Genomic DNA, 14,496 nt, shown 5'->3' with positions numbered 1-14,496 from the left:
ACGTCAAAACGTCCCAGCCCTTTGTTTTTTGTATTTGGTTAGAAAGAAATTTGCAACAAGGTAATGAATACACTGGCAAATGATAGAATAAGCATGAAGATGACAAATCCTTGAATAACCTTTTGCATTGTTGATTTTTTCTTTTTCGTATTTTTTTGCATTATGGTACCTCTAACTTTTCATTTAGTCTATTGTATCAAAAAAATGGTATAACGTACCACAGAGCGATTAAATAAAGGTATAATAAATAGATTAATGAATTTAAGGAGGCAAGGATGCTGACATTATTTAATTGGCCAGTTACCGTTTTCATTGCTATAATTCTGCTAATTGTACTTTGGATTATCAAACAAGTGTTTTTTCAAAATAATTGGCCAAAGAATATAAAGGTTACAGATATTGCTGTTTTTTTTGCATGGTGGAGCATTGCTGTGACAACGTTTGAGGTTTGGCATATCATAATGCTTGCGCCTATGCTGTTAATGTTTGTTGTTTGGGGTATTGCGCTGGCTTTATATCAAGGATTTGTCCGTGAAAATTTCGAGACAAGACGATTTTGGCTTATTTGGTGGCGAATCAGTACACTTGCCAGCTATGTTGTTTTAATTGGTATTTCAGCCTTTGCCTACTTTATAACTCGTACTTAAGAATAAGGAGTAAATACATGAAAAAAATTAGTGGATACGTAAAAACATGGCAATCAGATAAGGGCTTTGGTTTTATTGAATTGAAAGGTGAAGATGATGTCTTTGTACATTTTTCAGCAATTCAAACGCCACGAGTTCGTGATTTGACGGTTGGTCAAGAGGTTAAATTAGTTGTTGTTCAAGGTATTCGTGGTCCTCAAGCAGCAGCAGTTGAAGTCTTGGATTAATAATTGATTGGAGGTCAATGACATGATAGATTTATCAGCAGATACGAATAAATTTAAGGAAACGGTCTTAAATGAGGAAGAAAAGTATAATGGCCATATCATTCGGGCGACAGAACAGACAGTTGCATTACCTGATGGTCGTCAAGCAAAACGTGATATTGTCTATCATGCCGATGCAATTGCGATTCTAGCACTGACAGCAGATAACAAAATGATTCTAGAAAAACAATGGCGTGCTCCAGTTCAAAAATTAACCTTGGAAGTGCCTGCTGGTAAAATTGATACGCGAGATAAAAAAACACTTGATGCAGTAAATCGGGAATTAAATGAAGAAACAAGACTTCAAGCGCATCATGTGGAGAAAATAACGGGATTTTATTCTTCAATTGGTTTTTCAAATGAGTACATGACACTATATCTAGCAACTGATTTATCGTCTGTGACACATGAATTACCACAAGATTATGATGAAAAAATTGACTTAGTTTATGTTAGTTATGAAGAAGCCACTGTATTATTTGAGAACGGACAATTGGAGGATGCTAAGACTAATATGGCATACCTTTACTGGCGTACTTTACAATAATAGGTGAAGATAATGGTATTTAAAAAAAAGTCACAAGTAACAACTCGGCAACAACGTTCAAAAGTTGTTGATAATTCTAAGCCGGGGGTAGAAGGTGAGAATCGCGAGGATAATATTGCTTCGCCTGAATTATTAACTCGTGAAGAGCATCGAATTACCAGACATGGTCGTTATGAATTGGATTCACAAACACGTAAGCTGACAAAGAATGGTAAAACATCACGATTGAAACATCGGTTAAATGTAACGATTATTGTTTTGATAGTGTTAATTATTATAACTTACCTAATACTATTCTTTTTGTAGTAGACGATTAAAATAAAGGAGAGATTTTTTAATGCGATATGGTGTAATAAATGCAATGGCAGAGGAAAAGGCAGCACTAGTTGATGCAATGATTGATGAAAAAAAGACAACCATTGCGGGAAAACTATTTCATCATGGAAAGATTGGTCATGTGGATGTTGTCGTTGTAGAATCCGGTATTGGTAAGGTTGCTTCTGCTTTAACCACGACGTTACTAATCACTAATTTTGGTGTTGATGCCGTAATTAATTCAGGATCAGCAGGTGCTTTGGGAACTGATCTACGAATTGGTGATATTGTCATTGCTGATTACCTTGCGTATGCAGATGCAGATGCACGTGCTTTTGGATATGCATATGGGCAAGTACCACAACAACCTGCTCGTTTTAAGGCAGATACTGATTTATCAAATGATTTGTCAGAATCATACGAGAAGGTGACGGATGCTCGTTTGGTGCGAGGATTAGTCGTGACGAGTGATTCGTTTATTGCAAGCAATGAGCAAAAGCAAACAATCTTAACACACTTTCCTGAAGCACAATCAGCAGAAATGGAAGGGGCCTCAATTGCTCAGGTGGCTAATTACTTTGATGTGCCATTTGCAGTTGTGCGAGCCATTTCAGACAATGCTAATGGTGATGCGGGGATGACTTTTGACGATTTTATTGTTGAGGCAGGACAACAATCTGCACAAGTTCTCATTAATTTTTTTGAGGCACAAGCTTAATCATAGTAGGGGAGGATATCAAAATGGCCTTTGAAACAACTGTTAAAGTTGCTGGGGATGATGTTGTCTACCAATTTAATCCGCAATTAAAACAATATGCATTAGGCGATACTGGTTTTGTAAAGAATAATGCCGGTTCATACGTGATGAATCGTTCATTAGAACCAGACAAAGGGTTAGATAATGCGATTAAGTTAAAAGTTGTTGTGAACAAACAATTGACGGGCATTAAAATAAAGACAATTAATCCTAGTGGCAACGCAACAATAAACATTTTTAAACATGAGCATCATGAAGATTTAGTGTCATTGTATCGCTTTTATTTAAATGAGTTAGTTACACGGGAAATCATAAAAAAAATATAAGACATTTTAAGAGCAGTTTGACGACCATTCGCCAAGCTGTTTTTTTAAAGCTAAAAGTAAAAAAACAGAATATAAGTTAACTTTAATACTGTTACATTGTCGTAATCAGTAAAGCTTTATTTCTAAAAATATAAAGTGTTAAAAAGAATTTAGCGATTTTGATAAAATTAACGTCCTTATTTAACCGGTTAATGATCATTTTAAGAAAGCTGTTATAACAGTCATTTAGAGCGGTACAAGGTATGATGTTACAATTTAATTTCTAACAAAAAGTTTGTTTGTGATACATGTGTAACGCAATGTCGCAGCATTGTAACGAATAACAGTCTGAGCTTGGTAAACTATTACTTGTCGTTAAGAGTTCAGTTCCCAACGCAGTGATAATTCCTGTGTTGCAGAGGACTGGATAGATTAAATGCTATAATTGGCAAACATCAAGGAGAATTATTTACCATGAATAAGAAAGTACTTACTGCATTAACTGTCGCTGGTATTGCAACTGCTGCAATGGCCACTGATGTATCAGCTGATACATACACTGTTAAGTCAGGAGACACTCTATCATCAATCGCCGCAAATCATAACACCACAGTAGACCGTATTCTAAATGTTAACAAAATTGCAGATGCCAACATGATTTTTGTTGGTGAACAATTTGAATTAGATGATCAAGCTGCTGCTACAACACAGGCTGTAACACCAGCATCTAGTGCCGTTGCTACACAACAATCAGCAGCAACTTCAGTCGCTTCAGTGGCACCAGCTGCTAGCGAAGCAACTTCACAAGCTACATCATCATCTAGTGCAGCAACAACACAAACTTCAACAAGTTCAGCTTCAGGATCAACCTATGACCAATTTATTGCTGCTGGTGGAACTTCAGCATTGTGGACTTCAGTTGTAATGCCTGAATCAGGTGGAAATGTTAATGCATCAAATGGTCAATATCATGGATTAGGTCAAACTAATCAATCATGGGGCTATGGCTCTGTTGCATCACAAACACAAGGTATGTTGAACTACGCAACTTCACGTTACGGTTCAGTTGAAAATGCCATTGCTTTCCGTGTAGCTAACGGTTGGTGGTAAACCGAGTGGGTTTAAACAACTAACTCATAAAATTTTAAAGGTTACATCTTAAACTGGGAATAATTCCAATTTAGATGTAACCTTTTTATTTTTGTATTAATTTTTTACATGTTGCTGTGTGTTTAATGGAAAGTGATTTGTACTTTCGTCAATGGGCCATAACCAATAATTGTTATTTGCCAGTAGTTGTGTTTGTTTGGTATGGAGTGCCATCATATCAGAAGATTTTATTTGCCTTAACTCTGATGGAAAAGTGTGGACTTGAATCGGATAAACCTGAGAAACTAGTTCACGACTCTCATCAACTAGTAGGGCAAATCTTGGCTTTACGGTTGGTGCAAGGTAAATTTTGATCATCATAACTCCTTATTTCAAATGTCTCGGAAAAGTTCTTGCCAAGCATTTTTATCAAGCTTCGATTTCTTGTGATGTGTACGAGGTTTTTTTACATAAGTTGCTTTTTTAAATGCACGCACAATGTCGGCTTGTACTTCTCTTTCTGGGGGTAAGTTCTGGAGAATAAATTCGACCGTCTGTGGTGGCAAGTTTTTAAATGCCGTTTGATGATCAATAAACCAGTGGCGCATTTCCTGATTTAAACCAGCATGTCGACGGATACGTTGCAACAATTCATCGAGTCCAAAATTTAATTGATGGATTTCAGTTTGTAATTGGCGAGCGACTGGTTCAGGAATGCCGATATGATCAGCAAAATGAGTGATGCCTAGTTTTATTTCTTCACCCAAATCATTGGCTAGAACATATTGATACTTTAGGCGACGACCACAGTCACAATATAACTGAGGTTTATGAGTGTCTTCATAATTAAAATTTTCATGATAAGCAACTAAGGACCAATGTCGCCCATGTCCGACTAATTCATGATTCATAAATAGTGATGTTTGTTGATAACGAATATGCTTTTGTACAACAGCTTGTTGCTCACTAGTTAATTGGTGCCACGTTTCTGCACGCCGTTGTTTTGTGAGTGAGACCTTTTTAGTTTTTTGTTTAGTGACTGGCATGATTTTAAACTTCGACTCTTTAATTATTTGATTTCTTCTAAACGTTGTTGGATTGCGTTATAAACGCGCTCGACATCAGTTGACGTACCACGCAATTCATAATTAGCAATTAACGGTACATTAAACTGCAGCGCATAACGACGGGCTGTTAAGATGTATTGGGCATTAAAATTTTTATTTCCCGATCCAATAATTCCTAGTAAATGTTGTTGGTTTTCGGGGATCTCTAATTGTTCACGTAGGCAATCCGTCAATATTTCAAATACACCATTATCGATACCGTTGCCACCATCTAAATAGGTCGGTACAAAGACAAAAAAGGGTGCATCTGCAATTATGTCAGGGGTTGCATCTGAAACTTCAATTGGGGTAAAAGTGACACGTCCTTGTGTTTCAGCATACGCTGTTAGTTTTTCAATAAATGAGTGGGTATTGCCAGAGATTGAAGTATATAACAGATGAATAGGCATTTTTATCCTCCAAAATTTTCTACTAACATTAAGTCTAAAAAATATTATGATAATTAGCAATTAAATATGTAACGGAAAGTTATTATTTAATCTTTTTGTAATAATCACTCAAAAGGCTTATGTGGTGCTATAAAGCCTATGTCAAGCCTTTTTTTAAGCAAATTAATAGCTTGCAAACAGTTAGTTGAGTGGTTTATACTCAATGTCATATTAACAAAGCGTTAGGTTTTATAGAAGAAGAAAGTTTAGGTGAAAATATGCAAAATGTGACCGTATATACAAAAAATAACTGCATACAATGTCTTATGACCAAGAAGACATTAACGCAATATGGTATTAGCTATTCAGAAAAGAATGTTGAAAATGATGCTGAAGCACTTGCCTTCTTAAAAGACAAAGGTTATCAATCAGTACCAGTTGTCTTTTCAGAAGATATGGAGCCTGTTAGAGGGTTCCGACCAGATTTGCTTGCAAAGTTAAGTAAAGCAATCTAATTTAATCAAAATAATTAATTAAGATACTTATGTGTCGGTGCAATCAATGGGATTCCGCTTTACACTAGGTACGCGGGGGAATTATATGTCATTAGCAACACTGGATTTAGATAAGGTAACTTATTTTGATCTGAATAACCAATTAAATATTCCAAAAAATAATAGTATTCAGTTACAGAAAGATACTGAAGCGCTACAGGCTTTTATTCAAGAAAATGTTAAGCCAAATACGAAGCAATTTAACTCAGTACAGGATCGTTTTGATTATTTGATTGCAAACGATTATGTGGATCAAAAAATGGTCAACAAGTACACGATGACTTTCATTGAAAAGCTATATGCATATTTGGAATCACAGAATTTTCAGTTTAAGTCTTTTATGGCTGCATACAAGTTTTATGCACAATATGCTTTAAAAACAAATGATGGTGATTATTACATTGAAAATTACAATGATCGAATTGTGATGAATGTTCTATTTTATGCTAATGGGGATGAAACACTGGCCATGAATTTAGCTGATGAAATGATTCATCAACGTTATCAGCCGGCGACTCCTTCTTTTCTAAATGCTGGGCGTTCACGTCGTGGAGAGTTAGTTTCATGTTTCATTTTACAGGCAACTGACGATATGAATGCCATCGGACGTGTGATTAATTCAGCACTTCAATTATCTAAAATTGGTGGTGGTGTAGGTATTGTTTTGTCGAATTTGAGAGAGGCCGGTGCGCCAATCAAAGGCATTGCTAATGCTGCATCTGGGGTCGTTCCTGTTATGAAACTATTGGAGGACTCATTTTCATACTCAAACCAAATGGGTCAACGTAATGGTGCGGGAGTTGTCTACTTATCAGTATTTCATCCAGACATTATGAATTTTTTGGCAACTAAAAAAGAAAATGCTGATGAAAAGATTCGTGTGAAAACATTGTCACTTGGCTTAACTGTTCCTGACAAATTCTATGAATTAATTAAAAATAATTCAGATATGTTCCTATTCTCTCCATATGACGTCGAGCGAGTATACGGCAAGCCATTTAATTATGTAGACATTACGGCAGAATATGATGCCATGGTGGCTAATAAGCAAATTCGCAAAAAGAAAATTCGTGCTCGTGAACTAGAGACTGAAATTTCAAAGTTACAGCAAGAATCTGGTTACCCTTATATTATCAATATAGACACAGTTAATGCTGCTAACCCAATTGCTGGAAAGATTATTTCATCTAACTTATGTTCAGAAATATTACAAGTTCAACGAGCATCACAAATTAATAATGAGCAAACTTATGATGAATTGGGAACAGATGTTTCATGTAATCTTGGGTCAACTAACATTGTTAATATGATGGCAACAAAGAACTTTGGTAAGTCAGTCGATGCAATGGTTCGTGCATTAACATTTGTATCGGATCAAACAGATCTCGATATTGTGCCATCTGTAAGGTTAGGTAATCGCCAGACACATGCAATTGGTCTCGGCGCTATGGGGTTACACGCTTTTTTTGCTAAAAATCATATGTATTATGGTGATGAGGAGGCGTTGGACTTTACTAATGCCTACTTCTTGATGCTAAATTATTATAGTTTGGTTGCTTCAAACAATATTGCGAAAGAACGTCAATCTAGTTTTTATGAGTTTGAAAAATCAACTTACGCTAGTGGTGCTTATTTTGATAAATATATTAACGAAGATTGGTCACCAAAAACAGATAAGGTGAAAGAAATCTTTTCTGTACATCATTTCCCAACAAAGGAAGACTGGGTTGCATTAGCGGAGTCAGTTAAGCAATATGGGTTATACAATGCATATCGCATGGCTATCGCACCAACTGGGTCAATTTCATATGTGAATGACGCAACTGCTTCATTGCATCCTATCATTAATCGTGTTGAAGAGCGACAAGAAAAGAAGATTGGAAAAATTTATTATCCGGCACCTTATTTAGGAACAGATACGTTACCCTACTATGAGTCTGCGTATAATATGGATATGCGTCGTGTTATTGATGTTTATGCAGCAGCACAACAGCATATTGATCAAGGAATGGCATTGACATTATTTATGCGTTCCACAATACCTGCGGGACTATACGACTGGAAGGATGGTCATACTGAAAAGATGACCACACGTGACTTAAACATTCTAAGATTGTATGCTTATCAAAAGGGTATCAAATCAATCTACTATATTCGTACTTATACGGATGATATGGAGGAGTTTGGTGTTAATGAATGTGAAAGTTGTTCAATTTAGACTGCGGTATAGATAAGGAATAAGGTGAACAGATGACAGCAGGATATGAAGCAATCAACTGGAATGCGATTGAAGACAAGGTTGATAAAGCCACTTGGGAAAAATTGACAGAGCAATTTTGGCTTGACACAAGAATTCCTCTGTCAAATGATTTGGATGATTGGCGTAAAATGACCGAACAAGAGCATTATTTGGTTGGTCACGTTTTTGGTGGGCTAACATTACTGGATACATTGCAGTCTCAAGACGGTATGGCATCTTTGAAGCAAGCAACTAGGACACAACATGAACTAGCAGTTTTAAATAATATTGAGTTTATGGAATCTGTCCATGCCAAGTCATATTCTTCAATTTTCGAAACATTACACACACCAGCTGAAATCGAAGAGATATTTGATTGGACAAATAGTAATGAATTTTTACAATATAAAGCAAATCGAATCAATCAGGTTTATCAAAATGGTAGCCAATTACAGCGTAAAGTTGCCTCAGTGTTTTTAGAGACATTTTTGTTTTACTCAGGATTCTATACACCACTTTGGTATTTAGGACACAATAAACTAAATAATGTTGCTGAGATTATTAAGTTAATTTTGCGTGATGAGTCAGTCCATGGTACGTACATTGGCTATAAGTTCCAATTAGGGTTCAATGAGCTTAGTACAGATGAACAAAATGAATTAAAAACCTGGTTATACGATTTATTGCTAGATTTATATGGAAACGAAGAAAAATATACCAAATTATTATATGATGAAATTGGATGGACTGAGTCTGTGCTAACATTCCTTCGCTATAATGCGAATAAGGCATTGATGAATTTAGGTCAGGATCCATTATTCCCAGACGGGGCTGAAGACGTTAATCCAATCGTTATGAATGGTATTTCGACAACAACCTCAAACCATGATTTCTTCTCACAAGTTGGTAATGGTTATCGCCTTGGTCAAGTTGAAGCTATGGAAGATGATGATTATTATATTGAATAGTATTGCGTAAGTAAAAAAGACGTGATATTATTATGACATTAATAAACGAGGAGAAAATTAGTTATGGTTAAAGTTAATTTCCAATTAAATGGTTGGTGGCGCAGATAACGCGTACGAGCTATGATTGCATAGACTTGGTACGTGGTTCCTTTTGGAGCAGATGTATTGAGTCTGTGCTGACTAATTTTCCAAAAATTATTGGAAAGGGTTACACGACTTAGTGTATAGTCCTTTTCATGTTAAACACGAGAAGGTACTATAGTATCTGCTCGTGTTTTTTATTTTATCAAAAAGATAATAGTGGAAGTGAGTAAGCAAATGAATAAAAAAATATTGGGTACAATTGGCGTATTAGCGTTATTTACACTTTTTGCTGGTGTATATGAGACGGTTGATAAGCAGCAAAAAAAAGCCATACCAACAGTGGCAGTTTTACAATTTATGAAGCATCCGGCCCTAGATGCAATTAATAAAGGTATTTATGAAGGATTAGCAAGTGAGGGATTTCATAAAGGGAAAAATATCAAAATACTTTTTGAAAATGCTCAGGGCGACCAATCAAATTTGAAAACAATGGCATCAAAATTTGATAATGCTCAGGCTGATGTATCGGTAGGAATTGCAACCCCAGCAGCAGTGTCTTTGGCAAATACAATTACCGATAGACCAGTTGTTTTTGCTGCATCAACAACACCAATACAGTCAAAACTTGTGAAAAGTTATCAGCACCCAGGCGGTAATGTGACAGGTGTGTCAGATCAAGCACCTTTAAAATCACAATTAAAAATGATGCAAACTTTTTTGCCGCATCTAAAAAATCTTGGTGTTATCTACACCTCTTCTGACGATTCAGCATCGATTCAAGCCAAACAGATGATGGCATTAGCCAAAAAAGCAGGTATTCAGGTAAAACCATATACAATCTCATCATCAAATGATTTAAATCAAACTTCTAAGCAAATGGTTGCTAATCACCAGGTTGATGCAGTATTCGTACCAACTGACAATACGATTGCAGGGGCAATGCCAACACTGATTGATAGTACAAATGCAGCGAATGTCCCGGTATTTCCAACGGTAGATACCATGGTTAAAGATGGTGGTCTTGCAGCAGAATCAATTAATCAAGAAGAATTAGGAATCAAGACAGGAAAGCAAGTTGCCCAAATATTAAAGGGCAAAAAGCCCAAAGATATGCCAGTTGGTTTTATTAAAAAGGGTGATTTAGTTATTAATCGCGCACAGTTAGATAAATTAGGCATTAAATTGCCAAATAAATATAATCAACAAGCAAAATTCGTAAAGTGAGGCAATTATGAATATTTTAATTTCAGCTATTGGACAGGGATTGATTTGGGCAACCTTAGGATTTGGATTATTCCTAACTTTCCGTATTTTAGACTTTCCCGATATGACAGTGGAGGGAACTTTCCCCTTAGGTGCGGCAACTGCAGTTACTTTAATATCAAATGGGGTCTCTCCAATTATTGCGACAATCTGTGCAGCATTAGTGGGAAGTTTAGCAGGATTAGTTACTGGTCTACTATATACAAAGGGTAAGATTCCTATTTTGCTTGCAGGGATTTTAACGATGACGGCGGCCTATTCCGTTAATTTAAGAATTATGGGTCAAGCCAATCGATCATTGCTGGGGAAAGACAGCTTATTTTCATATCATTTTTTAAAAATTTTACCCCCTAATTTTCCGGTCATTGTTATTGGATTGATTATGATTGTATTATTGACAATTTGTTTGGCATTATTTTTGAAAACAGAATTAGGTCAATCTTTTATCGTGACTGGTGATAATCCTAAGATGGCTCGTTCTTTAGGTATCAACACAGACAATATGACAATTTTAGGATTAATGATTGCTAACGGGTTAATTGGCCTCGGTGGGGCATTAGTTTCACAAAATAATGGTTTCGCTGATGTGAACATGGGTGTTGGTACAATTGTGGTTGCACTTGCTTCAATTATTATTGGTGAAGTTGTATTTACTGATACACTGACTTTGACTGAACGTTTAATTACAATTGTTATTGGATCAATTTTCTATCGATTTGTTCTAGTTATTGTCTTATATATCGGCTTTAATGCAGATGATTTGAAATTAGTAAGTGCCATTATACTTGGACTGGCATTGATGTTACCGGGAATACGCTCAAAGTTGCGTTTAAATGCATTTTTAAAACGAGGATAACTAACTATGGCTTTAAAAGAAAAATTACGATTAGATCATGCAACGGTTGTTGTCAATCAGGGTCAATCGAATGAAAAAACAATATTAGATGATGTATCATTAATCCTGCGAGATGGTGATTTTGTGACTGTTTTAGGATCTAATGGTGCTGGTAAGTCAACACTGTTTAATGTTATTGCTGGTTCTTTGGCACTAACTAGTGGACATATTTTCCTGGGCGATCGTGATGTAACTAAGTTAGATGAAGCGCAACGAACACATTTTTTGGCGCGGGTCTTCCAAGATCCCAAACTGGGTACTGCACCACGAATGACCGTAGCAGAAAATTTATTGTTGGCCGAAAGAAGAGGCTTAAGAAGGCGTCTAAAAAATCGTGGGTTGACTGATGAAAAAAAAGCATCCTTTGTGGCAGTTACTAAAACCATGGGAAATGGTTTGTCGGATAGATTAGATATGGATGCAGGTGATTTGTCAGGTGGTCAGCGACAAGCCTTGTCATTCTTAATGGCTACCCAACTCAGACCAGAGGTGTTATTGTTAGATGAACATACAGCAGCATTGGATCCTAAGACAAGTACACAATTAATGCGAGTGACAAACGAACGAATCCATGAAGAAAAATTAACAGCATTAATGATTACCCATCATTTAGAAGATGCGTTAGATTATGGTAATCGTTTAATCATTATGTCAGAAGGAAAAATTTCATTGGATGTGAGTGGTGAAGAAAAGGAGAAATTAACAGTAACTGATTTATTAAATTATTTTAATCGTTACTAATAACAATAGTGTGATGAAAAAAAACATAATAGCTAATAGTTTGGCAGTTGCGGGTGGCGGTTTTATTGGTGGTGTATTACGAGCAATCATGCTGATTATTTTTCACAATAATCAGTTTCCATGGGCAACAATTATTGTGAACCTAACGGGGACTTTTATGTCTGCTTTGTTAGTCATATTGCTTGGTAAAGTTACTAAACTTAGTCAAGTGACGGCAAACTTTATTATGGTAGGAATATTAGGTGCATATACGACTTACTCAACAGCATTGGCTGATATTAGTCGATTGTCATTTTTTTCGGCCTTGTTGTATTTATTAATAAGCATCGGTGGTGGTGTGGCGGTTGTGCTGTTAAGTCGTGCAATCGGTCATAAAATGGTGACGTCATGGCAGAAATAATGTTAACTGGTTTAGGGGCAATGTGTGGCTCGCTCATTCGTTTTGGGCTATTAACAGTGGCTCCTCGGTGGTTTGGCAAGTTAGCAGATTTAATGGTTGTCTGCATTAATCTATTAGCAGCATTGGGTATGGGGATTGTTGTGGTATTAATTTTGCCAGATTGGCTTCATACAATTTTAGCACCAGGTATTTTAGGTGGCTTGTCGACGTTTTCAGCACCAATTGTGGACATTGCAGATGCTATTCAAAAACCGCATGGTCCACATCAAATGCTAGTTTTTAAAACAATTATGACATTTATTGGGGGCTTGATTATTTTTTGGCTTGGCATGCAAATTGGTCAAAATTTGCTTTAAGTGCACAGATATATGTAAAAAATAAGAATAATTTGCTTGATGGGTTAATCTTTGTTGAATGGTTGTTTCACAGGTGGTACACTCAATAGTATGAGATATGAGAGATAGCAAAATAGGGGATAGCCACATGAGTTTAATTAATCGCGACCGAATTAATGCTATTCGTCAAGCTAATGATATTCCTGTTCGTGAATTAGCAAATATTGGCATTAGCCGTAATCGCTATTATCGGTATTTGAATAATGAAAATGACTTACCAGCTGAAGGATTTATTTCACTGATGAGTCATTTATTATTAACGGGAACAGAAGTAAATACAGAACTAGTCAATGGATTTGATACTGTTGAAGGATTAATCATTGCTTTACAAGAGGCAAATCAAAAACATGCGGTTGATGATATAAAAGATATTAGTCGTCGCGGTTATCATTTGTTTCGTAATACGATGGCCCGTGGTTATTTACGCGTGGCCAGTCTTGCAGATGTTCTGCATGCACAGATTGTTCCTGATGAACATGCGCAAATTGCCAAAAAAATTCTAATTGATTCTTTTGAAGCAGTTACAATTTGGCGAGAAATGGATGTCGCGTTGCTAGCGCCAATAATTACTGATATTCCAGTGGAAAGAGTTGCTGATTATTTAACAATTATTTGGTCTAAACATTGGTCACATCATACAATGGAATTGCTTAACACAATGACCGCTAAATTTTTAGTTATGTTATTAGGAGAAGAGCAGCTCCATCGAGAAATCTTCAATGAGGTTGCCTCATGGATGGTGGAACAGCCACGGAATGCGATGAGTTTTGCTTGGTGGTCTAATTTGGTAGATCATTTGGTGAAGCATCAATGGGAAAATGCTGAGACAGACATACAAGTAGTTGAGCAATTGAAAATGCATGATATGTTTGAAAATGGACAAGATTTATTACGCGCTTGGCAAAATTATGTTTCTACAGTTTATGATAAATAGTAAATAAACTAATTGGAACATGTTTAAAGGGTCAGCAATTTACCAACTTCGATGAAGTGGTAAATTGCTGACCCTTTACATATTATGGTAGTTTTTTATTCTTTCCGAATTTTTAGTATATTACTGCTATGTTTGTGGTGAATTGACAGAATTACTTATTAGCAATTACTTCGATATGATTGCCGTCAATGTCGTCAAGATAAAAAATTATGTGTCGACCATCATCACTTTCTGCTGCAGGTTTTGATTCTTTGACTTCGTAATTAATAAAATGATTTTCTACTGATTCACGATGGTCACGTACAACGACCTGAACAGTAATCGGCTCAGCAGCTGGATCTTCTGTAAACACGATAGCATGTTGGTCAAAGTATAAATGTCTTGATTCGTTTATACCAAATTCAGTTGGTAAATCAAATACCTCACGATAAAATCGTACCGCATTGGGTACATTTTTTGCTGGAATTTGTAAAGGGCTGAATTTTCTAACTCGCATTTGTTACACCTCAATATTTTTTAATTTATCAACTATTCATTATACGCCTAGAATTAAAACAATGACGACAAAAGTCATTTAGCAAACGTCTTTGTTTTAGGAGGTC

The 14,496-nt window shown here is 36.1% G+C and carries 21 protein-coding genes; 16 read left to right on the top strand and 5 right to left on the bottom strand.

Going from position 1 to position 14,496, the window contains the following annotated elements; all coding sequences use genetic code 11:
- Positions 1 to 38: 38 nt before the first annotated feature.
- On the bottom strand, positions 39 to 161 hold the full coding sequence (locus tag QRX23_RS06830) for a DUF4044 domain-containing protein (protein WP_002828593.1): 123 nt from the start codon (positions 159 to 161) through the stop codon (positions 39 to 41).
- Between the two features lie 114 nt (positions 162 to 275).
- Here QRX23_RS06830 and QRX23_RS06825 point away from each other — a divergent pair, with 114 nt between their 5' ends.
- From QRX23_RS06825 to QRX23_RS06795, 7 genes are all read left to right on the top strand, one after another.
- On the top strand, positions 276 to 647 hold the full coding sequence (locus QRX23_RS06825; protein WP_002828592.1) for a DUF3397 family protein: 372 nt from the start codon (positions 276 to 278) through the stop codon (positions 645 to 647).
- Positions 648 to 673: 26 nt separating this feature from the next.
- Positions 674 to 874: a cold-shock protein gene (locus QRX23_RS06820; RefSeq protein WP_348650840.1), complete on the top strand. Its 201-nt coding sequence runs from the start codon at positions 674 to 676 to the stop codon at positions 872 to 874.
- Between the two features lie 22 nt (positions 875 to 896).
- On the top strand, positions 897 to 1,460 hold the full coding sequence (locus tag QRX23_RS06815; RefSeq protein WP_330155112.1) for an NUDIX hydrolase: 564 nt from the start codon (positions 897 to 899) through the stop codon (positions 1,458 to 1,460).
- Positions 1,461 to 1,472: 12 nt separating this feature from the next.
- A complete protein-coding gene (locus QRX23_RS06810; protein ID WP_002828588.1) occupies positions 1,473 to 1,766 on the top strand; it encodes a hypothetical protein in 294 nt (97 codons plus the stop codon).
- A 31-nt stretch (positions 1,767 to 1,797) separates the two neighbouring features.
- A complete protein-coding gene (locus tag QRX23_RS06805) occupies positions 1,798 to 2,493 on the top strand; it encodes a 5'-methylthioadenosine/adenosylhomocysteine nucleosidase (protein WP_330155111.1) in 696 nt (231 codons plus the stop codon).
- Between the two features lie 23 nt (positions 2,494 to 2,516).
- Positions 2,517 to 2,858, top strand: a complete 342-nt coding sequence (locus QRX23_RS06800; RefSeq protein ID WP_330155110.1) for a cysteine desulfurase — start codon at positions 2,517 to 2,519, stop codon at positions 2,856 to 2,858.
- Positions 2,859 to 3,311: 453 nt separating this feature from the next.
- Positions 3,312 to 3,947 (top strand): LysM peptidoglycan-binding domain-containing protein, encoded by a 636-nt coding sequence (locus tag QRX23_RS06795; RefSeq protein ID WP_330155109.1) that lies wholly within the window; start codon positions 3,312 to 3,314, stop codon positions 3,945 to 3,947.
- A 96-nt stretch (positions 3,948 to 4,043) separates the two neighbouring features.
- Here QRX23_RS06795 and QRX23_RS06790 read toward each other — a convergent pair whose 3' ends face one another.
- The 3 genes from QRX23_RS06790 to QRX23_RS06780 are packed head-to-tail and all read right to left on the bottom strand — an operon-like array spanning position 4,044 to position 5,442.
- Entirely contained in the window at positions 4,044 to 4,307 is a 264-nt protein-coding gene (locus tag QRX23_RS06790) for a hypothetical protein (protein ID WP_150177896.1), read from the bottom strand.
- An 11-nt stretch (positions 4,308 to 4,318) separates the two neighbouring features.
- Entirely contained in the window at positions 4,319 to 4,972 is a 654-nt protein-coding gene (locus QRX23_RS06785; RefSeq protein ID WP_330155108.1) for a hypothetical protein, read from the bottom strand.
- 23 nt (positions 4,973 to 4,995) lie between these two features.
- On the bottom strand, positions 4,996 to 5,442 hold the full coding sequence (locus QRX23_RS06780) for a class Ib ribonucleoside-diphosphate reductase assembly flavoprotein NrdI (RefSeq protein WP_330155107.1): 447 nt from the start codon (positions 5,440 to 5,442) through the stop codon (positions 4,996 to 4,998).
- Positions 5,443 to 5,699: 257 nt separating this feature from the next.
- Here QRX23_RS06780 and nrdH point away from each other — a divergent pair, with 257 nt between their 5' ends.
- From nrdH to QRX23_RS06735, 9 genes are all read left to right on the top strand, one after another.
- The gene (gene nrdH / locus QRX23_RS06775) at positions 5,700 to 5,936 is read left to right on the top strand and encodes a glutaredoxin-like protein NrdH (RefSeq protein WP_040760879.1); all 237 of its coding nucleotides are present in this window, start codon (positions 5,700 to 5,702) and stop codon (positions 5,934 to 5,936) included.
- Positions 5,937 to 6,021: 85 nt separating this feature from the next.
- Positions 6,022 to 8,193, top strand: a complete 2,172-nt coding sequence (nrdE, locus tag QRX23_RS06770; protein WP_150191291.1) for a class 1b ribonucleoside-diphosphate reductase subunit alpha — start codon at positions 6,022 to 6,024, stop codon at positions 8,191 to 8,193.
- Between the two features lie 32 nt (positions 8,194 to 8,225).
- Positions 8,226 to 9,182 (top strand): class 1b ribonucleoside-diphosphate reductase subunit beta, encoded by a 957-nt coding sequence (gene nrdF, locus QRX23_RS06765; RefSeq protein ID WP_150191290.1) that lies wholly within the window; start codon positions 8,226 to 8,228, stop codon positions 9,180 to 9,182.
- Between the two features lie 318 nt (positions 9,183 to 9,500).
- Positions 9,501 to 10,490, top strand: a complete 990-nt coding sequence (gene trpX, locus QRX23_RS06760; RefSeq protein WP_330156129.1) for a tryptophan ABC transporter substrate-binding protein — start codon at positions 9,501 to 9,503, stop codon at positions 10,488 to 10,490.
- 7 nt (positions 10,491 to 10,497) lie between these two features.
- Positions 10,498 to 11,385 carry an ABC transporter permease gene (locus QRX23_RS06755; protein WP_330155106.1) on the top strand — a complete coding sequence of 296 codons (888 nt, stop codon included), beginning with the start codon at positions 10,498 to 10,500 and terminating at the stop codon, positions 11,383 to 11,385.
- Positions 11,386 to 11,391: 6 nt separating this feature from the next.
- Positions 11,392 to 12,165 (top strand): ABC transporter ATP-binding protein, encoded by a 774-nt coding sequence (locus QRX23_RS06750; RefSeq protein ID WP_330155105.1) that lies wholly within the window; start codon positions 11,392 to 11,394, stop codon positions 12,163 to 12,165.
- A gap of 13 nt (positions 12,166 to 12,178) precedes the next feature.
- The gene (locus QRX23_RS06745) at positions 12,179 to 12,565 is read left to right on the top strand and encodes a fluoride efflux transporter FluC (protein WP_330155104.1); all 387 of its coding nucleotides are present in this window, start codon (positions 12,179 to 12,181) and stop codon (positions 12,563 to 12,565) included.
- Complete coding sequence (locus tag QRX23_RS06740) at positions 12,553 to 12,921, top strand: fluoride efflux transporter FluC (RefSeq protein ID WP_150191287.1); 369 nt, start codon at positions 12,553 to 12,555, stop codon at positions 12,919 to 12,921. Before QRX23_RS06745 ends, QRX23_RS06740 begins: the two co-directional genes overlap by 13 nt.
- A 127-nt stretch (positions 12,922 to 13,048) precedes the next feature.
- Positions 13,049 to 13,894: a hypothetical protein gene (locus QRX23_RS06735; protein ID WP_330155103.1), complete on the top strand. Its 846-nt coding sequence runs from the start codon at positions 13,049 to 13,051 to the stop codon at positions 13,892 to 13,894.
- Between the two features lie 151 nt (positions 13,895 to 14,045).
- Here the strand turns inward: QRX23_RS06735 and QRX23_RS06730 are convergent, their stop codons facing one another.
- Positions 14,046 to 14,390: a VOC family protein gene (locus QRX23_RS06730; RefSeq protein WP_002828572.1), complete on the bottom strand. Its 345-nt coding sequence runs from the start codon at positions 14,388 to 14,390 to the stop codon at positions 14,046 to 14,048.
- Positions 14,391 to 14,496: the final 106 nt, after the last annotated feature.

Origin of the sequence: Weissella paramesenteroides (assembly GCF_036327715.1) — a bacterium.
Classification (GTDB): domain Bacteria; phylum Bacillota; class Bacilli; order Lactobacillales; family Lactobacillaceae; genus Weissella; species Weissella paramesenteroides.
The sequence above is the reverse complement of the archived record's forward strand: the minus strand, read 5'-3'. Positions and strand labels throughout refer to the sequence as shown.